Origin of the sequence: Bartonella sp. PS7NMGDW (assembly GCF_042193585.1) — a bacterium.
In the GTDB taxonomy this organism is placed as follows: Bacteria; Pseudomonadota; Alphaproteobacteria; order Rhizobiales; family Rhizobiaceae; genus Bartonella; species Bartonella grahamii.
In genome coordinates this window covers 1-24,987 of the sequence record NZ_JBHILX010000014.1, presented here as the reverse complement: position 1 = coordinate 24,987, position 24,987 = coordinate 1, and the positions used below count along the sequence as shown (strand labels likewise).

At 37.5% G+C, this 24,987-nt stretch carries 20 protein-coding genes and 2 tRNA genes; 5 read left to right on the top strand and 17 right to left on the bottom strand.

Annotated features, from left to right (window positions below; genetic code table 11):
• Positions 1–26: 26 nt before the first annotated feature.
• The 12 genes from ACFIKJ_RS07670 to ACFIKJ_RS07615 form a co-directional block, all read right to left on the bottom strand.
• Positions 27–530: a hypothetical protein gene (locus tag ACFIKJ_RS07670; RefSeq protein ID WP_375625632.1), complete on the bottom strand. Its 504-nt coding sequence runs from the start codon at positions 528–530 to the stop codon at positions 27–29.
• 1 nt (position 531) lies between these two features.
• Complete coding sequence (locus ACFIKJ_RS07665; protein ID WP_375670415.1) at positions 532–930, bottom strand: hypothetical protein; 399 nt, start codon at positions 928–930, stop codon at positions 532–534.
• A 146-nt stretch (positions 931–1,076) separates the two neighbouring features.
• Positions 1,077–1,694 (bottom strand): hypothetical protein, encoded by a 618-nt coding sequence (locus tag ACFIKJ_RS07660; RefSeq protein WP_375670414.1) that lies wholly within the window; start codon positions 1,692–1,694, stop codon positions 1,077–1,079.
• A gap of 170 nt (positions 1,695–1,864) precedes the next feature.
• The gene (locus tag ACFIKJ_RS07655) at positions 1,865–2,272 is read right to left on the bottom strand and encodes a hypothetical protein (protein WP_375653177.1); all 408 of its coding nucleotides are present in this window, start codon (positions 2,270–2,272) and stop codon (positions 1,865–1,867) included.
• Between the two features lie 200 nt (positions 2,273–2,472).
• Complete coding sequence (locus ACFIKJ_RS07650) at positions 2,473–3,387, bottom strand: hypothetical protein (protein ID WP_375670413.1); 915 nt, start codon at positions 3,385–3,387, stop codon at positions 2,473–2,475.
• Between the two features lie 2 nt (positions 3,388–3,389).
• Positions 3,390–4,277, bottom strand: a complete 888-nt coding sequence (locus ACFIKJ_RS07645) for a hypothetical protein (RefSeq protein WP_375670412.1) — start codon at positions 4,275–4,277, stop codon at positions 3,390–3,392.
• Entirely contained in the window at positions 4,270–5,106 is an 837-nt protein-coding gene (locus tag ACFIKJ_RS07640) for a hypothetical protein (protein ID WP_375670411.1), read from the bottom strand. Before ACFIKJ_RS07640 ends, ACFIKJ_RS07645 begins: the two co-directional genes overlap by 8 nt.
• Before the next feature lie 145 nt (positions 5,107–5,251).
• Complete coding sequence (locus tag ACFIKJ_RS07635; RefSeq protein ID WP_375651605.1) at positions 5,252–5,401, bottom strand: hypothetical protein; 150 nt, start codon at positions 5,399–5,401, stop codon at positions 5,252–5,254.
• Positions 5,398–6,294, bottom strand: a complete 897-nt coding sequence (locus ACFIKJ_RS07630; protein WP_375670410.1) for a hypothetical protein — start codon at positions 6,292–6,294, stop codon at positions 5,398–5,400. The genes ACFIKJ_RS07635 and ACFIKJ_RS07630 overlap by 4 nt, the downstream gene beginning before the upstream one ends.
• Before the next feature lie 88 nt (positions 6,295–6,382).
• Positions 6,383–6,547, bottom strand: a complete 165-nt coding sequence (locus ACFIKJ_RS07625) for a hypothetical protein (RefSeq protein ID WP_375670409.1) — start codon at positions 6,545–6,547, stop codon at positions 6,383–6,385.
• A gap of 696 nt (positions 6,548–7,243) precedes the next feature.
• A tRNA-His gene (locus tag ACFIKJ_RS07620) sits at positions 7,244–7,320 on the bottom strand.
• A gap of 139 nt (positions 7,321–7,459) precedes the next feature.
• Positions 7,460–8,542, bottom strand: coding sequence for a quinone-dependent dihydroorotate dehydrogenase (locus ACFIKJ_RS07615; protein WP_375625614.1), 1,083 nt, complete (start codon positions 8,540–8,542; stop codon positions 7,460–7,462).
• A 1,326-nt stretch (positions 8,543–9,868) separates the two neighbouring features.
• On the opposite strand from ACFIKJ_RS07615, the gene mscL reads away from it, so the two are divergent.
• Positions 9,869–10,276, top strand: coding sequence for a large conductance mechanosensitive channel protein MscL (mscL, locus tag ACFIKJ_RS07610; protein WP_375625612.1), 408 nt, complete (start codon positions 9,869–9,871; stop codon positions 10,274–10,276).
• A gap of 18 nt (positions 10,277–10,294) precedes the next feature.
• On the opposite strand, the gene ACFIKJ_RS07605 is transcribed toward mscL, so the two are convergent.
• On the bottom strand, positions 10,295–12,001 hold the full coding sequence (locus ACFIKJ_RS07605) for an ATP-binding protein (protein WP_375648502.1): 1,707 nt from the start codon (positions 11,999–12,001) through the stop codon (positions 10,295–10,297).
• A gap of 1,176 nt (positions 12,002–13,177) precedes the next feature.
• Positions 13,178–15,757, bottom strand: coding sequence for a DNA translocase FtsK (locus ACFIKJ_RS07600; RefSeq protein WP_375670408.1), 2,580 nt, complete (start codon positions 15,755–15,757; stop codon positions 13,178–13,180).
• Positions 15,758–16,217: 460 nt separating this feature from the next.
• On the opposite strand from ACFIKJ_RS07600, the gene ACFIKJ_RS07595 reads away from it, so the two are divergent.
• The 3 genes from ACFIKJ_RS07595 to rpoH all read left to right on the top strand — a co-directional run bounded on the left by ACFIKJ_RS07595 (position 16,218) and on the right by rpoH (position 19,714).
• Positions 16,218–17,648 carry an aldehyde dehydrogenase family protein gene (locus ACFIKJ_RS07595; protein ID WP_375625606.1) on the top strand — a complete coding sequence of 477 codons (1,431 nt, stop codon included), beginning with the start codon at positions 16,218–16,220 and terminating at the stop codon, positions 17,646–17,648.
• 29 nt (positions 17,649–17,677) lie between these two features.
• Positions 17,678–18,682, top strand: a complete 1,005-nt coding sequence (locus tag ACFIKJ_RS07590; protein ID WP_375653159.1) for an RluA family pseudouridine synthase — start codon at positions 17,678–17,680, stop codon at positions 18,680–18,682.
• Between the two features lie 147 nt (positions 18,683–18,829).
• Positions 18,830–19,714, top strand: coding sequence for an RNA polymerase sigma factor RpoH (rpoH, locus tag ACFIKJ_RS07585; RefSeq protein ID WP_375651611.1), 885 nt, complete (start codon positions 18,830–18,832; stop codon positions 19,712–19,714).
• Between the two features lie 191 nt (positions 19,715–19,905).
• Here rpoH and ACFIKJ_RS07580 read toward each other — a convergent pair whose 3' ends face one another.
• From ACFIKJ_RS07580 to ACFIKJ_RS07570, 3 genes are all read right to left on the bottom strand, one after another.
• The gene (locus tag ACFIKJ_RS07580) at positions 19,906–21,327 is read right to left on the bottom strand and encodes a hypothetical protein (protein WP_375670407.1); all 1,422 of its coding nucleotides are present in this window, start codon (positions 21,325–21,327) and stop codon (positions 19,906–19,908) included.
• Positions 21,328–21,568: 241 nt separating this feature from the next.
• Positions 21,569–22,858, bottom strand: coding sequence for an adenylosuccinate synthase (locus ACFIKJ_RS07575; RefSeq protein WP_375649042.1), 1,290 nt, complete (start codon positions 22,856–22,858; stop codon positions 21,569–21,571).
• Between the two features lie 382 nt (positions 22,859–23,240).
• Positions 23,241–24,404 carry a phosphoserine transaminase gene (locus ACFIKJ_RS07570; protein ID WP_375651614.1) on the bottom strand — a complete coding sequence of 388 codons (1,164 nt, stop codon included), beginning with the start codon at positions 24,402–24,404 and terminating at the stop codon, positions 23,241–23,243.
• A gap of 398 nt (positions 24,405–24,802) precedes the next feature.
• Between ACFIKJ_RS07570 and ACFIKJ_RS07565 the strand changes: the two genes are divergently transcribed.
• Positions 24,803–24,878 (top strand) — tRNA-Phe (locus ACFIKJ_RS07565).
• The last annotated feature ends 109 nt before the right edge of the window (positions 24,879–24,987 follow it).

The window sequence follows — 24,987 nt, the reverse complement described above, 5'->3', positions numbered from 1 at the left end:
AGCACCCACAGCTAATGGTATAGGGATTAATTTGGATTCTTTCGAAATGCTATATATAAATTTAATGTGCCGCCCCACAACACACCACCAGTAAACCCACTTAAAAGACCAAAAAGAAGGTTAAAATCAAAGGCATATTTCAAATCAGGTTCAACCTTGAGAAAAACAATCAATGTGAATTTGATGACAAAAGCGATAAGAATAAATGTCAGCGTCAACCGTGTACCAGGCAGAATAATGAAATCCGTTCCCTCTTTGATTTTTAAACGCGGAGTAGCACGCCAGAGCAACCAGCCAACGCCAAAGCCGATCATCAGCCCTGCCAACATTGCGATTGCTCCCCAGCGCGGGAAGGCCAGCTGGTTAATCACATCGCTTGCACCCAAAAAAAGAAAGACTAACGGCAAGAGAAAAAGGCGGTAAACCTTCGTTTCCCTATCTTTCAATGCGATTATTCCCCTCGCGATGAGAAAAATAAGCAAAACCCAAGCCCATAAAGGGGTTCCGGTCAGAATATTAAACAATGACATATTATGCTCCATGATGTTTGATGCGATAAAAATATTGCATGATGTTAGGAAGATATTTAGAAAAAAGAATACCAGCACAAACTAAACCCATAGTGATTAACCAAATCTGGGGGGTCCATGCAAAAAAAGCCACTAGAAGACCATTGGCAAAAAAGATGATTACCCAAATCCATGTAATATATTTATTGATGAGATAAAAGAGGATATGTTTGCGTTTTTCTTCAGAAACACCAGCCCTGGCATAAAAAATGGTAAAGGGTTTCTTTACCAGCAAGCTAATCAATGAAACCAGAGCAAGTGACAGATAGCAAAAAACTGTGGGGTAGTTCAGTAAAAGTGTAGACCATCCAGCGAAATAATTAACAAACAGGACAATAACTGTCAGAATGTTAGTAATCATCACGGGTTCTCCCTGCCGGACAATTTTAATATTCACAGCAATAATGAACAATAAAATCACAGTTAAGATGAGAGAGCGTTCAACCTGAGTTAAAACGTTTCCATTGATAACCCAGGAGTAAATACTCCACGGAATAAAAGAGATTATTATGTTAAACATGGTGCATCCTCCTTTTTATATTTGATAGAAAACTTACCGCAAGTGCTTCGTTTTTTAGTTTCCGTATGAATATAAAAAACGCCACCCGGTTCACACTTTGTATCCTGTTTAATGGTCAACTGATAGGTATCTCCCGGATAAACTGCTTCAATGAACTTTACTTTTTTCAGCGCAACAGATGCGATATTTTTCGTCCTACCCTGCGTGGCTAAAGCCAGAACCATCTCAATCAATAGTGAACCAGGACATACGGCGCGGGAGGGGAAATGTTCCTCAAAAAGCGGGTGATGCGCATTAAAGGAAAAAGTACAAGAATCTCCGGTTACGGAGGAAATCTTACATAAATCACCTAGTAATGGAAGAGCGGCTTTCTCAGAACACGAGCCAAGGAAGCGGACCTTACTGACCATGATGATTGCCTGCGCAATAACGGCCTTTCCATTGTCATATGTGCTAGCCTTACAGTGAATACGGTAGGCCTCATTAATGCGTTCAATATGTCCTTCAACGTGTAACCGATCGCTATCAAAATGGGTGGTAGAGAAAAACTGTTCAACCATAACAGGGAGATAGCGATAAGTGAGATCCGAGTTTTTAGCCACCATGGTGGCGAATCGAACTGAAAACTGATGCAAGGCTTCGAGTAACAAGCCCTGCTTCAAATAGTTATGGGCTAACTCCCAGTGAGAAATATCGATTTGCCCGCAAGCACGCATCGGTGCGGTTAAGGTGATACTCTGACATATACCCAAGAAATTTGGCTCGGTGCGATGCTTTATAGCCATAATTGGGAGACCTTTTTATATTTTTCTCTTAAATCCTTTGATGATAAACCGAAGGAATGAGCGCTAAACCGCGCTTGATAGTGCGCGAGAAGTATCGGCATACGACAAACGAAAAAAGCCAACAATCCCAGCTCATGAGAAGCCCGATATTTACTCATGATGCTTGCAATTAGAAAATCGACATTGGGTTGCAGTCCTGTATTGTCTGAAATAGATCGCACAAGAGAACTGAAGGGGCGCATAGGCACCTGAAAGCGTGAAAAAAAGAAATCAACCCGGACATCCCATTGCATAATCGGATGACCAAACCCTAGCCAGAGTTTATCTTTGCAATAATGCGTTACCGCCGCCTCAAAATTCCCGGCTTCAATCTCATGGAGGACACTAGAAAGTCGCATGATAGCATATTTTTAGGCTCCCATATGCGCGTGGCCAGTAGCACACCCTCCCCCCAATTAGTGCAGAAATGACGTCGCTCTTGGTACTGGACGCGTTACGTCGGTGCTAACCTTCTCTATTTTTTGCAGAACAGAAAGCGCGTATCAGGCTCTCTAGCCATACTTAGAGTACGCAAAGTTATTCATCACTCTACAACACTTTAAGCGCGCAATTTTATGTTTTGTATTAAAGGATTTTTGCTTTCAAAATATACGAACAATATCACACAAAGTAGAATAAACAAGCTGCCCCCAACATTAAACCAAACCTTCTCTGTAACCATCACTGTTGCACCGAAACAGTTAGCAATAGCGTGGACAAAAAAAGGCGCACACGCATAAAATTTAGAGCGCGTAACAACACCACGATACGCCAAGCATGTATTGAAAATATGCATGAGTATAACGCTCATTAAAGCACACAAAAAAATACTCGCTTGCGTCCAGGAATAAAAAATTACATATTCACCGGCTAATAACCTAGATCGAATAGGCCAGCCATTATAAACAAGGAAAGGCCCTAGCGCCTTATAAACTAATTCGCATAAACCCCAGCCTATGCCAATATTCAGCGGCAAACGCCACAAAAAACTAGGCGAGCACCGATAAAACTTAGTAACTAACCAACGACGCATAGCTTCTTCTGCTACAACAAAAAAAACCGAAAATGTTAAAAATAAAAAAACAAGCGCCAGCCCCTGCTCTGCACGACTCTTGGTTTCAACAATATTCATCATATAAAGCGTTTTTATTACAGATTGCTCCCAAAAAGCAATAAGCCCGAAAACAATGCAGCTAGCAACAAACCATCCCACAGCACCAGCGACAACCAATTTGAACTTCAGAAAATGATGAAACACACATAGAAGAAAAACAACGCCAAGCACTTGCAGTAAACGTAAGGCATCAAGTTTATGTTCTGTTTCCGAGTAACGCCATACTAACAGAACAATCACCCCAAAAACTATGCCGCTCAACAGCACATTTATCCAACTAAACGTAGAGCGAAAAAAATTATAAATGACAGCGCCATAAATAAGGCCTGCGAGAAGCGAAGTAATAAATAAAACCAACATTATTATGCCCCCTCATTTACTACAACGTAACTGCTATTTTTCTTCATGGATAATCTGTCTTGCACAAAATCATAAATTTGCCGCATAAGAGCAAACATAAGAATAGTAGCGATTGTATAATGCCCAATTGCAAGAAGTTCTGGCTCAGCGGCCTGCCATGAAAAGCGCGCCCAAGCCGCCAAGCATTGTAAAAGCAGGATAAGAACAAAAAAACGCCATTTCTTGTCAAGGCAAACCACAAGCATTAAGAAAGTTGATAAAAGATTCAGACCTATAATAAACGCATAATATATTACCGTCTCAAGTAAAGAAAGTAAGGCATCCCTATCAAGACTAAAGGCCCCTTTTAGGATCATCACAGCTTCTGGTAGAGATGTAAGCAGTACAAGCCCTATAGCAGCCCCCCAAATCCCCATTCCCACGCCCAGTCCTGCCTCTACACCATTGCCATTATCTTCTGCCACCCAATGAGAGAGCAAAAAAAACTGCATAATCGCCATGCCTATAGGGAATAGACCAACAGCAAAAACAATATTAGGCGTACTATAAGCAGAAAAATCTAAAATCAAACTGCCTATCATACGCATAAAGCCGTATAGAAAAAAAATCAAAAGCACATAACAACCAGCGCTTGACCCAATAATCGCCTTCGTGCCTTTAAACGTTTTAACCAAAGAGAGTAACCAGCGGTACCCCAATATAAGCGAAAGCGCCAAAACATAATAAGGAAAATAACTCGTAGCGCCATAAACATAAAGAAAAACAAGACACAAAACAACGAGCAAGAAAACCAAATGTTCAACCAATGTTTTTTTCTTCATCAAAGGAAAAATAATCAGCACCAGACAAAAAACGGCGCCGATAACAGATAATGTCAATTTGTCAAGCATTATTGCAAACCTCAAAAATAGAATTTATTAATATTGCATAGCCTGAAGAAATGTCAAACATAAACAAAAGACCAACCGCAAAATGAATTACAAAAGGCAGATAGAAATAGACCTTGCGCTTATCTTGGAAACCAAGATACATAAAACGCGTATTTACAACATGCATCAATACAATCATGCCCGCGGCAATAAGATAGCTGATCGCTTGTGGACAAGATTCAAATGCGACATAGCCCACCATTTGTGGCGCCCTATCAACACGGTAATTCAAGTAAAGAAAAAGAGCTGGGAGGGTCTTATAGCATAAGTCTAGAACACCCCTACAGCCCAGCCCGAAATAAAGGACCTCACGCGCAGCTAATTCTGGCTTATATACGCGAAGCAACCACAAACGCAAAAGCTCCGCAGTTAAAACTGATATCAAAAGGATAAAAAAGGGATAGTTTGCAGCAACCAAACTCATGTAATGCACCACCTGCTGCTGGCTATTATTAGCAGCAGACAAAGCAGGCAATGGCAACAAAGAGCTCAAATATACAAAACCTGCCCCAATACACAAGGTAGCAACTGCACCACAGAACCCAAGAACTAAATATTTATATAAGTAGTGCTCGTGCAGAATTAAAAGAATGCCAAGATAACATACCAAAAGCAAAGATAAGTCTGGAAGCCCACTTTCACTATGTGGATAAGCGAAGATGATAGCGCAGGAAAGGCCAGCTAGCCCCCCCAAAATGACGTGCTCGCCCAACAAGCCATTGTTTTTAAGGAGACGAGGGCTGGAACTTATCCCAAAACTAAGCAGCATTCCAAAAATTAAGTCAGACATATAATTTCCTTAAAGCGCCTTGCCCTCCCAAGCATACCAAGATATTATTGCGGGAGAAAAACTCCCTGCTAAGAGGCTGATAGTGTACCCCTTAGCAAGGCCTTTACCTTGTTAAAAAAGCCAGGTCAAACAACAATTTCACCACTTAGAAGCGAACACAATCCCAACCAGCTTTAGCAATACTCGCGGATGCACCACGGACCCCGCCTACTATTGCTCTAGAAACTGCCCCTCCTGGGGTGGCTGCTCTAGGCTTTAGGATAACCCAAAGAACTATAGCCTCCTGTCTTCTCACTCAGTTTTCTTTTTAAACGGGTTAATCACGCTAAGCTTCACATTCTTTGATTTAATGTAACGCGCGCACACATAAACAACAAACATCAAACAAATCCAACTTCTAACCATTCCATAGTCATCATCTGTATGAACAAACGCTACATAATAAGAAACAAAGAGGCTAAAAAACAGCTCTGCAAGAACATCAAGGAGCAACCAATAATATTTCTTTGTAGTAACAAAGAGAACCATCAAAAATGTCAAAAAAACTTGGCCCGTTAGAATAGCGAAACCAAACACCGCATAATCAAACATTTTTTTCACTGCCTCCCTGTTTGCAAAACCTATCTGTTGATAGATTTCTCGAAGGTCTGATAAAAGCAGTGATGACACAAAAAAGATGCCTATGGCAAACCCACAGCCAATACAAATGCTTAAATCTAGCACTGACATAGATTTTTCCTTCAAAGCTTTAGCAATTAGGACATAGCGAGCCCCCCCTATCATCAACGGAATAATGAAAAGCAGATAAATATAGCCCGAAAGCTGCAGATCAAAAAAATCTAACAGAAGGTCATCACTCATAACAATAAAACCAGCTGCGATGAAAAAAATGGGGCAACTTGCGATAATGGCCAAACTAAAGCATTTTATATTGTTTACTATATTGGGTATAAATTCAATGCAAAAAGAAAGAAAGAACATAATTATAATAACAGGAGGAGATGTTATGGGCACACCGACTATATACTCAAAGGCATACATGAGGGGAGGGGTAACCAATGCCGCCACTATGAATGCAACCATGCTCCTGTATAACATGCTTTTTCCATTAATAGCAATAGTTTTGAAGAATAGATACATGACAAACAATAGACAAAAATAAACGAGCACTAAACCAAACGCGCCCATAGCTCCTCCTGTGCAATATTCCAAACATAAAGGTGGCACCTTTTACAGTACCACCGTTCTAGGCTTTAGGATAACCCAAAGAACTACATCAAAAGTGCATCAACATCCCACCACCTGAATTAGCAAAAGATTGACCCAAAAACTGTGTGCCACACTGGGCAGCAGCCATACCATAACCAAGATAACCGCCTATGGTGTCTCCGAATTCATTGCCTACAATTTGCCCAAAGCCTGCTGAGGTCATGGTAGCCATAGGATTACGCCCCCCTGCCCATCCTGCGAAAAAACCACCCGCAAGGCCAACCTTACCACCATACTTGCTACCAAACGCAGTACCAGAGTTATATTTGCTACTAAAATTATCGGCACTGCAATAATCGTGCGAACGATTTGAACTTCCTATTTATTTTCTCCAATTTAGTGTATAAATAAATTCCCCCAAGGTTACTTATGTCCCCGCGCCAAAATGGCCTACCCATAATCAACCACCGAAACACCCCTGGAGATATGAATGCATTTTCATGCAAGTTCGCATTTATAATATATAGTTGACAAAATCAAGGATATTGTGTCAAAAATATGGCATATTTTAGTAAATTTATGCTTACTTATTTTATGTGTTTAAACTTAATAGTTTATATTATGAGCAATAATAATGAAAGTTAAATAAGATTCTCTTGGTTTACAAAATATACTAAAAGTATGTAAATATACTGATAGAGATATTTATTGTTGCAATTGCAATCAGAATTATAGATTTAGTTAACCCGTTTATATTTCAAGCGATTATTGATCGTATCATTCCGTTTTGGACAAAATTTGAGAAAAATCATCCGCGCAAGGTCTCTGCTCCGTGACAGCTCACACGCAAAAAAGCCCGCCAAGCACGGCTTTTAACCGCCTCACAAAACGCCAAAAATAAGAATTAGAAAAGTTGTAACAAGACAAATGGTACGGTTGGTGGGATTTGAACCTACGACCTCTGGTGCCACAAACCAGCGCTCTAACCAACTGAGCTACAACCGCATAAAAAGCAAATGTATCATAACTGTTCACGATTTCGTAAACATTTATTCTTCGCTTATGTGACATAAGGAAGATCAACAAAGTTTGCAAGCCCCTTTAAAAAAATCTCGCAATTTTTTGTGAAGAAAAAAGCGTTTTTTTACAAAGAACATTTTGCCCAATGCTCAAGACTATGATCACGATAGTCTTTTATGTTATCAACACCGTCTTGTTGCATCATCTGCAAAATCTCTTGCAGAATAGTTATAGCAAGATTTGGACCTTCATAAACCATCCCACTATATAATTGAATTAAATCTGCACCAGCTTTTACTTTTTCCAAAGCGGTTTGTGCATCCTTTACACCGCCAACACCAATAATTGCAATGTCCTTCCCTAATTTTTTACGCATTTTTGCAAGCACAATCGTAGAACACTCAAAAAGTGGACGTCCAGAAAGCCCCCCCTCTTCATTACTGAGGTGACTATTGCTAAGACCTTGGCGTGCAAGAGTTGTATTAGAAACAATCAGTCCATTAAAATCAGAAAGTTTTATTTCTTCAGCAACATCATCTAATTCTTTCTCTGATAAATCGGGTGCAATTTTTAAAAAAATAGGAATGGAGAATCCATGCTTGTTCTCTTGCTCATTTCGCGCTTGCGAAACTGCACTCAACAAAAGATGCAAACTGTCACGGGCCTGTAAATCACGTAAACCTGGTGTATTGGGAGAAGAAATATTAACCGTAAAATAATCAGCAACATCATAAAAATGAGCAATACCAACAGTATAATCATCAATCTTATCGACCGTATCCTTATTGGCTCCAATGTTGACTCCTACAACACCAGTTTTTTTACGCGCACGCAATCTGTTGTAAACAACTTGATGTCCATCATTATTAAAGCCCATTCTATTAATAATCGCTTCATCTTCTTTTAAACGAAAAAGCCGTGGTTTAGGATTTCCAATCTGAGGCTTTGGTGTCACTGTCCCAATTTCAGTAAAACCAAATCCTAAACGAAAAATACCATCCACAACCTCTGCATTTTTATCAAATCCCGCTGCTAAACCAATAAAATTTTCAAACTCAAGACCAGAAACAGTTACACACAAACGTTTATCGATAACCTTTTGACAGCCATTTAATCCACTTTTCAGCCCGAGAATCGCTAAACTGTGTGCTTGCTCTGGATCCAACATAAATAAGGCAGAACGGCCAATACAACGAAAAAAACTCATCAATCCTTCTCCACAACATAAAAATGATCTATCGCACCTCACCTATATCTTTTAACACAAAAGATCACCAATCAAAGAGAGCATATTATCCAAATAACATTTCCCTTCTAGAAGAAAATTCATTACACAATAGCCATACATGTTTATTTGATGTATACTGTATAAAAAATTTTTATTCTTAAAAAACGTTTCTCTTTTTCGACATTTTTTAAAGATTAAAATGTGAATCCTAATCTTATAGAATGCAGCATGAATTGAAACATCAATGGCTCTTCACCATAGCCATGGTTTTGTGACATCTCATGCAGTAAAGCTCATAATTCTCTTAAAAATGCACGCAAATTATCCCTATTCCCACAGTTCCTTTGTGTGATATTGTTGCCAATAGAAACAGAGCTTGCTCTATAAAGCTATTTTTCCTAGCATTTATAGAATACATAGTTCATAAAATTATCTAAATTCATACTATTGTTGCGCTATTTATTAGCAACAGGGTATTCAATCATTTGTACTCTATTGATAAAATTTTAAAGAAACTGCATTGTTTGCTTTGCCATTTCTGATGCGCTAAATATAATTCTGCATCTATAAGTGCTCTGTCTAACATATATTTTAAGTAATGACAGTTGATCATTGAACTCCCACCTATCATACCAACGATTTCCAAACCAAAATGATCTTGCAAACCCTAGAGCTCTGCTATTTATAAACTAATACAATCTTCCAGTAGATGAAATGTGTTTCTTCCATCAGAATTATCGCCATTTTAGCTCATGCACCCCAGTAAAAATAGCTTTTAGATAAGCCATAATGCCCTCCTAATTGCCATTATCGCTTACTAAATTAAGAGGAACTAAATTATAAGTTTTCTCCTGCCTCATCTATCCATTTCTTCCATCAATACTGAAATATATTTTTTATTTAAAAATTATCTTTTTATAACAATATGTTATACCAATATATGCACTTCATCTGAGAAGTGTCCTGATAGCTCAACTTTCAACGCTGCTCATTTTGTGGTATTCTGTGAAAATCTTTTTTTTAATGTTATCATAAAAATCTTGAGGCAATTATATAAATTAAGTTACGGTTTTCTACTTTCTGTTGAAAAAAGCAGATATAGTTTTTATCAAAAAAGCTTTTCTCTCAGAAAGGTTCTATGTACATTCAAATAGAGCCCTAATGCTCGTTATTAAACCTTATAAAGTTCTTTGAAAATAACATTAATATTGTAATATAATCCTAAAAATAAAATCTGCCCTTTCCTTTTTCATCAAAAGCGGTAAGTAAATTACCGTATATCGCTTACATAAAGGGGAAAACGCAATGCTTAAAGAATTCAAAGAATTTGCCCTAAAAGGTAATATGATTGATCTTGCTATCGGTGTGATTATAGGAGGTGCTTTTGGTAACTTGGTTAACTCAATTGTCAATGATATTTTTATGCCAATCATTGGGCTGATTACAGGTGGAATTGATTTTTCTAATATGTTTATTCAACTTGCTGGCGAAAAACAAGCAACATTGAGTGCCGCCAAAGCAACTGGAGCAACCATTAGCTATGGACACTTTATTACTTTACTTATCAATTTTCTCATTATCGCTTGGGTTCTTTTTTTATTCGTTAAAGCTATGAATAAAATCCGTAGAAAAGAAGAAGAAAGCCCAAAAAAAACGTCTTCAGAAGAACAACTTTTAATAGAAATTAGAGATCTTTTGGCTAAGAAAAAATAATTTTATGCAAGATTTACATCATGGAACACGAGGAAAAAACATTTCCACAGTTGTTCCATGATTGGGTTTTGAGAACAATAAAAATTGTCCCCCTCTTTCTTCCACCATTGCTTTACACATTGGGAGGCCTAAACCTGTTCCTATAAAAGCGCTATCACCAGATCGGCCATCTTTGCGCTCTACTTGACCATAAGGCTGCAGTGCCTTTATAATCTCTTCTTCGTTCATCCCTATACCATTATCACTCACTGAAATTTTTACACGTTCTTTTCTATAAGAAACGTGAACAATGATCTGTCCACCCAAAGGTGTAAAACGAATAGCATTGGAAAGAAGATTCCATACAATCTGGCGAAACACTTGTTGTGATACAGGAATAAATGGAACATGAGGTGGAGCAACAATACGCATGATAATGCCGTTCTGATTGGCTTGAGTTTCAAGAAAAGCTATCGTCGCACGTAAACAAGATATCACATCAAATGTTTCAGAAATAATGGAAGAATCAATCTGGTTATTGGAAACAGAATAATTTATCTTCGAGCACTCTAGTAATTGATTAATCAGCAATAATATATGTTTTCCAGAGGAAATAATATCGCGTAAATATCCACGATAGCGCTCATTTTCTATCGAACCAAAACGGCCTTCTCTCATAATTTCTGCAAAACCAATAAGAGCATTCAAAGGTGTTCGTATTTCATGAACAACCCCAACAATTTTATCCTCTTCTGCTTTTTTTCCTCCTGATGGAACTATTTGTGCCCTATCACGCAACATAACAGCATAATTGCCTTGCTGTGCCAAAAATACAATCGTTATCAAAACGGTTATATTTTTATGATTTTTCGTCATTAAATCAGCTGTTTCTCTGCGATTTAAAACCTGATTTTTCCCCTCCACACGGATTGATTTAAAATATTTTTCAACAAAAAATCGGCTTTGCAAAGTAAATAATGAAGAGAGTGGCTGTCCTCGTAGTTCATTTATTTCATAACCCATTAATGCTAAGGCTGCCCTACTTGCTGATTGAATAAAGCCCTCTTCATCCAACCATAAAACACCATCTGTTGCTGTATCCAACAATGATAAAACTGCTGCGGGCTCTTTTACGAGAGCTTGTTCTATAGCATTTACCGGCAATGTTTGTGTATATGGTAACTGAATAGCTGTTTCTTCAACTAATTTTTTTTCTTTTACCGATGAATTCAATTCATCACGTAATTTCTCTGCAATTTCATGAAAAGCTGAACGTTCTATCTCCGTAAGACATGGCATTTCTGTTTCCAGCTTTTCATCTATTTTTTCTTGGACTTCTTTTCGTATTTTTAAAACACCAAAGCCACGAAACCCCTTAAGCTGCTTTTTAACATCAAAAATTGGCAAAGCCGACAACTCAACATCAAGCCATTGTAAGCAACCATCAACAGGCCATTGAACAATCTCTTTACTCCAAGGCATAGCAGCTTCAATAAAATGACTGAGAACCAGATATCGATCATCATTAAATTGATGAGCAAGCTCATGAAAGCTACATCCTAAAATAGAGGAAGAGAGAGGACCAACAACTTCAGCTAGCTCTTTTGAGACTTCACAAAATAAACCATTATGATCGATTTCCCACGTAAAAGGCCGAGGCAAAAGCTCTGGTGTAAAACGAAAAGCTCCTTGCTGACATTTTAATTCATTTGTATTTAACTTCAATTCATCTGCTTTTAATGGCATAACTAAAACTAAAAAGTGTTGGATTTACTCTCAAATAAATAATGCTAATTTGTTTACAATTACCTGTTCTGGTTAAAATAACTTGATATCTCATATCAATTGTCTGTAGCAAAATTTTGACTGTTTCATCAACAAAACAAGAATAAAAAGAATCCTCCAACTCCTGTTGCTTATTCACCCATTATTGTAACAAACTTGTTACAATAATGGTAACATCTCCCTCGCATAAATAGTACTCAAAAAGAATACACTTATTTTACGCATTCATGTGCCTGTTTTAAAAAGATATCCCCCAAGCTCCCCAAGCTTATTTTACGACGGCATCCGTAAATGGTAGAATGTAAAGGCCCGCATAACAGATAGCAAGGCATTGTACATTACATTTTTATGCTTATAAAAGAGCTGGTTAGGACCATCATTATACTAATTTTAACCCCTAATGTCACCAATAGTTCTTGGCATTTGAAGGCGTTCATAAGCGGCATTTTTATTTCTTTTTTTTAACTTTTTACCCCTACATTCATTACGATACGCAAGAAAATCGTTTTATTTGTTTCAACAGAAACAGATTTGAAATAAAAAAATCTTACGATATTTGAAACTTTCATTCAATATTTATAATGATAAATTATTATTATAAATCAATAAATTGCATTATAAAAATAGAAATTAAAATTTCTTTTTCAAATAAAGTTTCTCGTAAGAACACCTTTCTTGTACCAATAATATCAAATAATAACAAATTTAGCATAGTGCTTTAAAACACCCAATGCAACAAAACTTGCATATTAGATACTCTTCTTATGATGCTCTCCATAATCCCCAAAAGACCTTTCTTTCATCAGAACCGCTATAGAAGAGAAAACAAAAAAATATACCACTGCATTATTTAACCAAAGAATTTTTCTGCAATCAGAAAAGAGAACAAAAATCATCTGTTCTCATATAAAGATTTGTTTAATTTCTTTACATCCCAGATCATCTAGAAATGTTAAAAATACCTCCCCTTTTGGTATCAGCAGTCAAAAGATCACTTTTGTTTTATTACTCTTCATTCAATTTTTTAATATTATTATAAATACATGGTCACATCTGCTTTAAAAAATAAAACAAGCATTCGCTATTTAAATAATGTCTGTCAAACATTTTAAAAATCGCACATTTTAATGTGCTTTTTTATTTCCCTGTATTGAGTAAAATTTCACGTTTTCCCACATGATTAGCGGCTCCAACAATGCCGTTTTCTTCCATCCTCTCAACAAGAGAAGCTGCTTTATTATAGCCGATTGAAAGTCGGCGCTGAATATAAGATGTTGAACATTTTTTATCACGCATAACAATCTTTACAGCTTGATTATAAAGCTCCTCTCCCTCTTCATCAAAATTTTCTTCCTCAGAAACTTCAACCGTTGAATCGGCAGAAGCATCCTCTTTGTTATCATCTTCGTTATCTGTGACGGTTGCTAAATAATCAGGTTTTCCTTGCAGTTTAAGATGTGCAACAATGGATTCAACTTCTTCATCAGAGACAAAAGGTCCATGAACGCGTACAATACGCCCCCCACCCGCCATATGAAGCATATCTCCTTGACCTAAAAGCGTTTCAGCACCTTGTTCACCTAGGATCGTACGACTGTCAATTTTTGATGTCACTTGAAAAGAAATGCGGGTAGGAAAGTTCGCTTTAATTGTCCCTGTGATAACATCAACAGAAGGGCGCTGCGTTGCCATAATAAGATGAATACCAGCCGCACGCGCCATTTGTGCTAGGCGCTGAATGGCATTCTCTATTTCTTTCCCTGCCACCATCATGAGATCAGCCATCTCATCAACAATCACAACAATATAAGGAAGCTGCGTAAGATCCATGGCTTCTTCATGATAAAGCATTTCCCCTGTTTCCTTATCAAAACCCGACTGTACAGTACACATGATCGTTTCACCTTTTTGAGCCGCAAGTGCAACACGTGCATTAAAACCATCAATATTACGTACACCTAACTTAGCCATTTTGCGATAACGCTCTTCCATTTCACGAACCGCCCATTTTAAAGCTGTTACCGCTTTTTTAGGATCTGTTACAACAGGTGTTAAAAGATGTGGAATGCCATCATAAACAGAGAGCTCTAGCATTTTAGGATCAACCATGATCAAACGACACTGTTTTGGTGTCATACGATAAAGAATCGACAAAATCATTGTATTAATTGCTACAGACTTACCTGATCCTGTTGTTCCTGCAACCAATAAATGAGGCATTTTTGCTAATTCTACAATGACCGGCTCACCACTAATCCCTTTCCCCAAAGCAAGAGCAAGTTTAAATTCACTTTCACGAAAAGAACGTGTTTGAATTAATTCCCGTAGATAAACGGTTTCACGAACCGCATTGGGTAACTCAATCCCTATAACATTCCGTCCAGGAATGACAGCAACGCGTGTAGAAATAGCAGACATAGAACGCGCAATATCATCAGAAAGATTAATAACGCGCGATGATTTTACACCCGCAGCAGGCTCAAATTCATACATTGTAACCACTGGCCCTGGATGTACATGGATAACTTCACCCTTAATGCCAAAATCTTCCAAAACACTTTCCAAAAACCCAGCACCGCGTTCCAATGTTTCCTGAGGAATCATCGTACCTTCATGAAAAACAGGTTCCTGTAATAAATTGATCGGAGGAAACTCATAAGCATCACTGTCAATAGATTGAATATTTTGCATAAAAGCAGAATCATAATTGCTTAATGGCACGCGGGCAGATTGCAATATTTTCGTTTTACCGTTTGTTTGCATCACAGACAAATCTTTTAAATTTGGTGTGACATTCTTTGTTATGCAGTCGACAATATTATTATTGGTTTTTTTCGTCTCTATATTAGACTCAGCGTCGCTTAGTGCCACAGTATCGTTTAACGCCCTTGCATTACTTAACGTATGAGCGGAATCTTCAACAGAAAGCTTAGAATGACATTCTTTAGTAATATCATTATTCGTATGCATTAAATCAGAAATTTGCTCAACGCCTCGCATCCTTTCCGCTGGAGATTCTGATGTAATTGAATCATAGAGTTGCGGAAAGCGGTATTCGAGAACACGGTAAAGAGCAGTTATTGACTCATCAAAGATAGAAGGAATATCGGATGTAATTTCATTTGTCGTGTCAATCGATGTTTGATCCTCTTTTGAAGTTTGAGTATCCATATGTTCAAATATCAAAGATACGCATTCAAAAAATGCATCATCGGAAAGATGCCAAGCAGGATTCATTTTTTGTAGCATATTTTCTACTGGTAATTTATGCTCTTGTTTACCCTCCTCAAGTGGGATATTTTCTGATGGTATACGAGTAACTTGTCGTGACAACTGCTTCAAAACTGTTGAATGACAAACCGACGTTTTATTTTCTATTGATTGAGGATTAATGACTTTTTTTGTCGATGAAACGCTTGTTGTTTTCTTGTTACAACGTGCAATATCTGTATCTGTAATTTTTTTTTGATCTTGCTTCGTAAAAATTTTAAACTGCTTTGCAAAAACTGGATCTGTTTCTATACGACGACGCAAAATCTCAACTTCTGGGGTTCGCGTGAAACGGACATTTTTTCCGAGGGTAAATGCCTTTTTCCATACTTCCGGATAAGGAAATATCTCCGTAATCTTAACAGATAAATCTTCTCTTGATGCACCTTTCGTACCATCATCAGAAAAAGAAGGCGTAGAAATAGATTTTGTTTTCGAATTATGCATGGCACCCAACAAATTTATAGCAATGAGAAAAATAACCTTTTCAAAAAGAATTCGTAGAAACTATCATACGAAGGTTAATAACCTTTTGCTGATGGTCACTTTTTAATGAAAAAAATAATGCCATAATGCATATTCATAATCCCCCTTCTGCATATTTACGATATAAATTGCTCAGTTTATGGTGTCATAGAGCTCGTATTTCATTTTTTTTGAAGAAAACTTCATGATAAAAAAGCTTCAAGAAAATTGTCTATGCCTCTCTTTCTCTCCCTTTTCATAAAAGAAACTAGTCTCAATAATACAATAAGCATTGCTCTATTGAATTCTCCATGCTCAATTATCACGATATAATCTAATTTCTCGCGTTTTTATAAGATTACCCTTGTTATCCTCGTTTAAAAAGGCTTAGACTAAGACAATCATAATTACATAAATACAAATAGAAAAAAGGGAGTGAATTATGTTTAATAAACGGAAATTTTATATCAATGGTCTATGGGATGAGCCAAGCATTCCTCACGATTTTGACGTCATTAATCCATCAACAGAGGAGGCTTGTGCTGTCATTAGCCTTGGAAGTACAAAAGATGCCGATAAAGCAATTAATGCGGCTAAAGAAGCGTTTCAAAAATGGAAAACAACGTCACCAAATGAGCGTCTTGGATTTGTTGAAAAAATTCTAGAGATCTACGAAAAACGTTCCAAAGACATGGCAAAAACCATTTCAATGGAAATGGGAGCACCGATTGATATGGCGCTTAATGCGCAAACTGCAACCGGAAGTTCCCATATTCGCAATTTTATCGAAGCTTATAAAGAGTTTTCGTTCCAAGAAACTTTAATAAAGGGAAATGAGCAAGCAATCCTTCACTACGATCCTATCGGCGTCGTAGGATTAATTACACCATGGAATTGGCCCATGAATCAAGTAACTCTTAAAGTTATTCCTGCTCTCTTGGCTGGCTGTACCATGGTGTTAAAGCCCTCTGAAATTGCGCCTCTTTCTGCTATGCTTTTTGCTGAATTTTTAGATGAAGCCGCACTTCCAGCCGGTGTTTTTAATTTAATCAATGGTGATGGTGCGACTGTCGGCTCTTACCTCTCTGCACATCCAGATTTAGAAATGATCAGCTTTACTGGTTCAACTAGAGCAGGAAAAGATATTTCTAAAAATGCCAGCGCTACTTTAAAAAGAGTCTGTCTGGAACTTGGAGGAAAAGGAGCGAATATTATCTTTGCTGATGCCGACTCAGATGCTATTCAACGTGGTGCACGACATTGCTTTTATAATAGTGGACAAAGTTGTAATGCACCGACTCGTATGCTTGTGGAACAGAGCATCTATGACAAAGCCATAAAAATAGCCAAAGATATTGCAGAAACAACAAAAATAGGACCAAACTGCCAAGAAGGAAATCATATTGGACCCGTTGTTTCAAAAAAACAATATGATAAAATTCAAGATCTTATCCAATCGGGAATTGATGAAGGTGCAACTCTTGTTGCAGGCGGGACTGGTTTACCAAAAGGAATGGAACGCGGTTATTATGTCCGTCCAACAGTCTTTGCTGATGTAAAACCTCATATGCGTATTTTTAAAGAAGAAATCTTTGGTCCAGTTCTCTCGATTCTTTCTTTTAGTACAGAAGAAGAAGCCGTCGCTTTAGCGAATGAGACTGAGTATGGTCTTACAAACTATATTCAATCGCAAGATCGCAACAAATGTCGTCGTATTGCGGCACAAGTACGCTCTGGTATGGTAGAAGTTAATGGACATGGATTACCCAGTGGAAGCTACTTTGGAGGTGTAAAATTTTCTGGGCGCGCTCGTGAAGGAGGACATTGGGGAATTAAAGAATTTCTCGATAGTAAAGCAATTTCGTACTGGTAAAATCTTATTAAAAACTTAATAGGAATCGTATGGTAATACAAAAAATAACGGATGAAGGTGCTCTTGGGCAACGTCTTGATCAGTGGCTCGCAAAACAATATCATAATGTGTTCTCACGTTCGCGTTTGCAAACCCTCATCCGTGAAGGCTATCTTAAAATTGATGGTCAATTCATAAAGGAACCAAAAACAAAATTAAGACCTAAGCAAATAATTGAATTGGCAATGCCTGACCTTCGTGATGCAGAACCTAGTGCTGAAGCTATTGCATTGGACATCCTTTTTGAAGATGATCATATCATTGTTATTAACAAACCAGCAGGTCTTGTTGTTCATCCTGGCAATGGAAATTGGACCGGTACGTTGGTTAATGCCCTTATCTATCACTGCGGTAATAGTTTATCTGGTATAGGTGGTGTTAAACGCCCTGGCATTGTCCATCGTCTCGATAAAAACACAAGTGGTGTTATGGTGGTTGCAAAAAATGATCTGGCTCATAAAAGTCTCAGTGCTCAATTTTCTGATCATGGACGTACCTGTGCATTAGACCGACGCTATCATGCCTTGATTTGGGGGACACCTCACCGCAATGTTTGGACAATTGATGCATCACTTGGCCGTTCGCCCCATAACCGAACAAAGCAAGCTGTTATCCATAACCAAAACCCTTATGCTCGTCATGCTGTTACACATTTTTCTTTGCTAGAAAAATATGGCTCTCATGCAGACTCAACATCTTTTGCTAGCCTTCTGGAATGTCGCTTGGAAACTGGACGCACCCATCAAATCCGCGTTCATATGGCTCATATTGGGCATCCACTCATAGGCGATACAGTTTATGGCAACGCTTTTAAAACAAAATCAAACGCATTCAACCCCACTATTAGAAATGCAATCGATCAATTCAACAGACAGGCACTTCATGCCGCAAGTCTCACTTTTGAACACCCTTCTACCGGTAAAGTTATGTCGTTTTCCACACCACTACCTCAAGATATGGCTAAACTTATTAAGCATTTTAAAAAAATGAATTGAAACTTTTCTCCTTCTCAAGATTTCACAATAAAATATCTTTTTTTGAACAAAATTGAAAAATATGCTAAAGTGAATGCACGCAGGTATTACTATCTGAAACATCGAATTTGCCTTATCAGGGAATTCAGACAAAAGGAGGGTGCTATTATGGCCCATATGAATTTGTTATCAGTAACCACAGGCGATGGTGGATTAAACCGTTATTTGGAAGAGGTGCGTCGTTTTCCAATGCTTGATCCAAAAGAAGAATATATGTTAGCTCAACGTTATCGTGAGCATAATGATTTAAAAGCAGCGCATAGGCTGGTAACCAGTCATTTGCGTCTTGTAGCTAAAATCGCGATGGGATATCGCGGCTATGGACTTCCCATTGGGGAAGTCATTTCAGAAGGCAATGTTGGACTCATGCAAGCTGTTAAGCGTTTTGAGCCAGAACGTGGTTTTCGTCTTGCAACCTATGCAATATGGTGGATTAAAGCATCAATTCAAGAATATGTATTGCGGTCTTGGAGTTTGGTGAAGATGGGGACAACAGCTAATCAAAAGCGCTTGTTTTTTAACCTTCGTAAATTAAAAAGTAAACTTCAAGCACTTGATAACGGTGATCTCAATGCAGAACAAGTAAAAGAAATTGCAACTCAGTTGCATGTCTCAGAAGATGAAGTTATATCAATGAACCGCCGACTTGGTGGTGACACTTCACTCAACGCACCCCTTCGTACAAAAGAAGGGGAAAACAGCGAGTTGCAAGATTGGTTGGTGGATGAATCTAACGATCAAGAACAAATTTTAATTGAAAAAAGTGAATTGGAAAATCGTCGTTCCATGCTTATAAATGCCATGGACAATCTCAATGAACGCGAAAGACGTATATTCAAAGCACGTCGTTTAAACGATATACCATTAACTCTAGAAGAACTCTCTGGTGAATTTAACATTAGTCGAGAACGAGTAAGACAAATTGAAATGCGTGCATTTGAAAAAGTGCAAAATTCTATCAGAGATTCTGCTTTGTCTCAAAGTCAAGTATAAGACTCTAGAATTAGGTATGAAGCCAATTGTTTGCGCATTTTTAAAGTAGAAATGAGAAAAGCGTACATTGGCTTTGTACTTGTAAATTAGTCTGTAGAATCCTTTGAGTTATAGTATACAATTTTATTGAGCGTGTTTGATATAACTAATAAAAATCAATATCGAGAAATAACCTTTTATTTTATTTGCATCTATGTTCTATTTTTCTGATCAAGAACTGTTAGCTTATCTTGTTGTGCAAGCCATTGTCCAATAACTTTATTGAAAATAGACTCACCTGTTGGTCCTTTTGCAAAAGTTAATTCATTTATACGTCCCTTTTTATCCGTTAACACTAAACGCACCCAATCTAATTCTCGCATCAATTGCAAATTTCGATCAAGAAATGGATGATTACCACTCAATGCAACAAGAAAAAAATCATCGTTAATTTTTGTAGAAATAGTTCTTACTAAAGGCTGCCCAATAGATTGTTCGCTTGCTTTAAAGGTTAATGCTTGAACACTGCTTATAGCTTTACCTGAGAATTTATCAGAAAGAATAAAAATAAGATCCATAATATATGCAGCAGGAAATGACCGATCGGTATTGCGACGTAAAATTAACCGTAATGATAGCCCTTCATCAGGAATTGTTATATCACCTTGTATGGCTGTTTCTTCTGGAGCCCCTTTCACATAAGACTCCTTTATAAGCGTCCAGCGAACACTTCCGGTTGCTATCTTTTCTGCATCATAATTTGTACGTGCTTGATAAAAAACAGCTTCACCTAATTTATCAAGCGATTGCAAATTGCTGGAAACAACGGTTGAGATTCCTTCTTCATCCGAAGAATCTGTCGCTTGTTTTAAACCGACATCAATTTCACTCCCATCCTCTAATAAACGTTGTGTTAACTTTCTCTTAACCGAAAGTGCCTTTGGTACTTCGTGAGAAACTTGAAGATTTTCTCCTAATACCTGATAATCATTTGATACAAATACACGCCCACCAATAAAAAAAATACCAATAGTTAAAACAGCAAAACTAACAACAGAAACAGCACTTATCACAATACGCCTTTGCACCAATGATTTATTGGCACGACGTAAAGCCTGAGAAAAAATATGCGAAACAATATGAGGATTATCTTCTTGCGACGAAGAAATCTTTAACGCACAGTTATTAACATGCTGAGAAGGCACGTCAGCCTCCATATTAACAGGCTCTGCATCTGGTATATCTGATACCAAAGGCTCATCAAATAACTTTCTATCCTTTGGATGTGTAACAAAATCCTGCTTTCTTTTTATGTCTACCACTGAAAATTCATTATTCTTTGGTAATATAGTTGTTTTTGTATATTTCTTATCTTCATTTATATTTGTGGGATTCCACCCAATAACTGAAGAAAGCAACTTCTTTTCAACTGCTAAATATTCTTCTTCAACAGTTGCAATAGCACTATGAAGAATCTTTCTTTGTTCATCTGCTATTGCTTGTGGTATTTTTGCTGTTACAAATTGATATTCTAGTGTTTCGATAGCCCGTTTATAAATCCGCTTACGCACTTGTGGTGTAACATTATTTTGTGCATTAATTGCCTTTTTTAAGATTCCAACGAAATCTACCATTTCCTCTATAATCTCTCTTAAACTAAGCAAAGAAACCCTAGCACTCAGGCTAAAACAGCTTTATTTTAGGCTCATAAGTTTATTGTCATTTATATTGGTACAACTATTGTCATAGTGTAAAATGAATATGAAAAATAAACAATGTCATTTTACACCTTTCTTTCACGCACTCTTAAAAACTCTTTTTGTTAAAAGATATAGAAGTGAACAAAAGATCTATATGGAAACCTAAAAATAATAATCAATTTGCAAAAGGATCTGTAATAAGAATAGTATCTTCACGTTCTGGACTCGTAGATAATAAAGCCACTTTTGTGTTAATCAGTTCTTCAATATAGCGTATATATTTAACAGCCTGCATTGGTAAATCTTCCCACCTCAATGCATGGGCTGTTTTTTCCTTCCAACCTTCTAATGTTTCATAAACAGGCTTCACACGGGCTTGGGCTCCCATGGAAGAAGGTAAATAATCAATCCTTCTACCATCAAGCTCGTAACCAATACAAACTTTTATTTCATCCAAACCATCCAAAACATCAAGTTTTGTCAATGCTATACCTTGAACACCGCAAACTACTACCATCTGACGGACTAAGACAGCATCAAACCAACCACATCGACGCTTTCGACCCGTTACAACACCAAATTCATGCCCACGCACTCCCAGAAATTCACCAATATCATTTATCTGCTCTGTAGGAAAAGGCCCTTCTCCAACACGTGTGGTATACGCTTTTGCAATACCCAAAACATAATGAATTGCACTAGGTCCCATCCCTGAACCTGTACATGCCTGCCCAGAAACTGTATTCGATGATGTTACGTAAGGATAAGTTCCAAAATCATTATCGAGTAAAGCACCTTGCGCACCTTCAAAAAGAATGTGTTTCCCTCCTCTATAACCTTCATCTAAAAGACGCCACGTACAATCCATAAAGGGCAAAACTTTATCCGCAACTTGCATCAATTCATCATAAAGCGCTTGAGAATCAATCTCTTCCCCCCCCATCCCACGACGCAAAGCATTATGATGCCTCAAAAGCCGCTCAATCTTAGCCATAAGTGTATCTTTTTCTGCTAAATCCATCACTCGGATAGCACGACGTCCCACCTTATCTTCATAAGCCGGTCCAATACCACGCTTTGTTGTACCAATCTTTAAACCAGATAAACCGCTTTCTCGAATTGCATCAAGATCACGATGCAAAGAAAGAATCAAAGGAGCATTTTCAGCAATACGTAAAATTTCCGGTGTAATTTCCACGCCCTGATCACGTAGCTTTTTCAACTCTGCTACAAAATGATGGGGATCAACTACAACACCATTCCCAATAATTGATAATTTGCCACGCACTAAACCAGACGGTAAAAGTGATAATTTATAACTAACTCCATCAATAACCAATGTGTGGCCAGCATTATGCCCCCCCTGATATCTCACCACGATATCTGCTCTCTCAGACAACCAATCTACAATTTTACCTTTGCCTTCATCACCCCATTGTGTACCGACAACAACTACATTGGCCATAACTTTCTCCGTCGTGTTTGGTCAAAAAACCAGCATTCAAAAACAAATACTTCTTTATAACGAAACCTTAGAGCAAGTGCGACTCCTCATTTCAGATTTTTCTCAATCTTCAAGTGATTAAATTTTCAAATTTATGATAATAAAGATAAGGAAATACCAAAATATTTTAAATCTGTCATTTTTGCTACAAAAAGTAAAAAATTAGAGATTTTAATTTGTGCGTATCCAACACCTGACAGAGCATTCATTCCTCCTCTTAATCTTTTACAATTCATGTAATATTTAGAGGCTGTTTGTCTGATACAAGAATACGAAAGATTATCATGATCTCTCGTATTCTTTTTCTGTTTAAAAACACGTTGTGAAAATCACCAGTAATTATTTAAAGCTGTGCTTTTTCAACTTGGAACGCCCACTCAAGCCATTGTGTTAAAATTTCAAGATCGGAAGCCTCAATTGTTATACCCGCCCAAATTCGAAGCCCCGGAGGAGCATCGCGATACGAACCAATATCATAAGCAACTCCTTCCTCATCAAGACGTTTCACAACCGCTTTTATGAAAGATACTCGCTTTTCCGTATCCAAAGCAGTAATCACTGGATCCACAATATCTAAACAAATAGCGGTGTTAGAACGCACTTCAGGATCTTTTGCCAAATATTCTAGCCATGGTGTTTTGCGAACAAAAGCATCAAGTACAGAAAAGTTTTTCTCCACCCGTGCTCTTAATGCCGCTGAACCTCCTAGAGATTTTGCCCACTTCAACCCATCAAGAAAATCCTCAACACAAAGCATAGAAGGTGTATTGATTATCTTTCCTTTAAAAATATCTTCGTTCAATTTTCCATTTTTTGTCATATAGAAAAGTTGAGGCATAGGCCAAGCTGGAACATAATTCTCAAGCCTCTCAACAGCACGAGGACTTAAAATCACCATACCATGCGCAGCCTCACCTCCCAAAACTTTCTGCCATGAAAAAGTAACAACATCTAATTTTGAAAAATCAAGATATTGCGCAAAAGCTGCAGATGTTGCATCACAAATGGTCAATCCAGCCCGCTTATGGGGAATGAAATCTGCATTAGGAATACGCACACCAGAAGTTGTCCCATTCCATGTAAAAACAACATCACGATCAAAGTCAAGTTGTGTTAAATCTGGTATTTCACCATAAGGAGCTTCAAAACGACGTACATCAGAAAGCTTTAATTGCTCGACAACATCTTTATTCCACCCAAATCCAAAACTTTCCCACGCCGCCATATCAATGCCACGCTCACCTAATAGAGACCATAGAGCAGCCTCAACAGCACCGGTATCTGAACCAGGCATAATTCCTATACGATGATCAGAAGGAACCTCAAGAATCTCACGGGTTAAATTAATAACTTCAGCAAGTTTTAATTCTGCTTCTCTAGATCTATGCGAACGCCCAACTAATGCATTTTTAAGAACATCAAGAGTCCAACCAGGCCGTTTGCTACAAGGACCTGAAGAAAAATTAGTATTATTGGGACGACTGCTTGGTTTTTGTAACATTATCATTATTTCTCCCCTTTTAGATGTTTTTCTTTCTTTATAAAGAAAAACAAATTATTATAAAGACTAATCAATAATCTTTTTAGAAAAAAGTCAAAAATATTTTCTATTATTTCGTATGCTTAAAATTCACGGAAACTTTATAAAAAAATCTTTCTTAATCATGCTTCTCGATTGATTCTTTTATTTTTTTGTATCATCACCACGATAAGACAGCATTCTACTAACAATACACTAACGCGTCCAATATGCCTATCAAATTTATTTTATGATAAAGATTCATTGATAACTCTCTAGAATAGGGAGATAAACTTATTAAAAAATCAATTATTTTTCTTTTGATGACTGGACAGAGAAAATTTTAATGTTATAACCGCAAACGCTTTATATTTTTTATGAAGCATGCCCAGATAGCTCAGTTGGTAGAGCAGCGGACTGAAAATCCGCGTGTCCGTGGTTCGAATCCGCGTCTGGGCACCACTTTTTGTGTTTAACATATTGAAATATATAGCTTTTTTCTTTAAATAGCCATTTTCAGACCACCTTTTAGACCACCTTCTACAGTTTATATAATTTTACCTAATTTGTT

Excerpts from the sequence above, each read along its gene's own strand:
- ACFIKJ_RS07625 (WP_375670409.1), bottom strand. The coding sequence starts at position 6,547 with ATGGCTACCATGACCTCAGCAGGCTTTGGGCAAATTGTAGGCAATGAA.
- ACFIKJ_RS07590 (WP_375653159.1), top strand. The coding sequence starts at position 17,678 with ATGGTAATACAAAAAATAACGGATGAAGGTGCTCTTGGGCAACGTCTT.
- ACFIKJ_RS07575 (WP_375649042.1), bottom strand. The coding sequence starts at position 22,858 with ATGGCCAATGTAGTTGTTGTCGGTACACAATGGGGTGATGAAGGCAAA.
- ACFIKJ_RS07615 (WP_375625614.1), bottom strand. The coding sequence starts at position 8,542 with ATGAGTTTTTTTCGTTGTATTGGCCGTTCTGCCTTATTTATGTTGGAT.
- ACFIKJ_RS07580 (WP_375670407.1), bottom strand. The coding sequence starts at position 21,327 with ATGGTAGATTTCGTTGGAATCTTAAAAAAGGCAATTAATGCACAAAAT.
- ACFIKJ_RS07670 (WP_375625632.1), bottom strand. The coding sequence starts at position 530 with ATGTCATTGTTTAATATTCTGACCGGAACCCCTTTATGGGCTTGGGTT.
- ACFIKJ_RS07665 (WP_375670415.1), bottom strand. The coding sequence starts at position 930 with ATGATTACTAACATTCTGACAGTTATTGTCCTGTTTGTTAATTATTTC.
- ACFIKJ_RS07655 (WP_375653177.1), bottom strand. The coding sequence starts at position 2,272 with ATGCGACTTTCTAGTGTCCTCCATGAGATTGAAGCCGGGAATTTTGAG.
- mscL (WP_375625612.1), top strand. The coding sequence starts at position 9,869 with ATGCTTAAAGAATTCAAAGAATTTGCCCTAAAAGGTAATATGATTGAT.
- ACFIKJ_RS07660 (WP_375670414.1), bottom strand. The coding sequence starts at position 1,694 with ATGGTGGCTAAAAACTCGGATCTCACTTATCGCTATCTCCCTGTTATG.
- ACFIKJ_RS07650 (WP_375670413.1), bottom strand. The coding sequence starts at position 3,387 with ATGTTGGTTTTATTTATTACTTCGCTTCTCGCAGGCCTTATTTATGGC.
- ACFIKJ_RS07595 (WP_375625606.1), top strand. The coding sequence starts at position 16,218 with ATGTTTAATAAACGGAAATTTTATATCAATGGTCTATGGGATGAGCCA.
- ACFIKJ_RS07605 (WP_375648502.1), bottom strand. The coding sequence starts at position 12,001 with ATGCCATTAAAAGCAGATGAATTGAAGTTAAATACAAATGAATTAAAA.
- ACFIKJ_RS07640 (WP_375670411.1), bottom strand. The coding sequence starts at position 5,106 with ATGTCTGACTTAATTTTTGGAATGCTGCTTAGTTTTGGGATAAGTTCC.
- ACFIKJ_RS07570 (WP_375651614.1), bottom strand. The coding sequence starts at position 24,404 with ATGATAATGTTACAAAAACCAAGCAGTCGTCCCAATAATACTAATTTT.
- ACFIKJ_RS07630 (WP_375670410.1), bottom strand. The coding sequence starts at position 6,294 with ATGGGCGCGTTTGGTTTAGTGCTCGTTTATTTTTGTCTATTGTTTGTC.
- ACFIKJ_RS07645 (WP_375670412.1), bottom strand. The coding sequence starts at position 4,277 with ATGCTTGACAAATTGACATTATCTGTTATCGGCGCCGTTTTTTGTCTG.
- ACFIKJ_RS07600 (WP_375670408.1), bottom strand. The coding sequence starts at position 15,757 with ATGCATAATTCGAAAACAAAATCTATTTCTACGCCTTCTTTTTCTGAT.
- rpoH (WP_375651611.1), top strand. The coding sequence starts at position 18,830 with ATGGCCCATATGAATTTGTTATCAGTAACCACAGGCGATGGTGGATTA.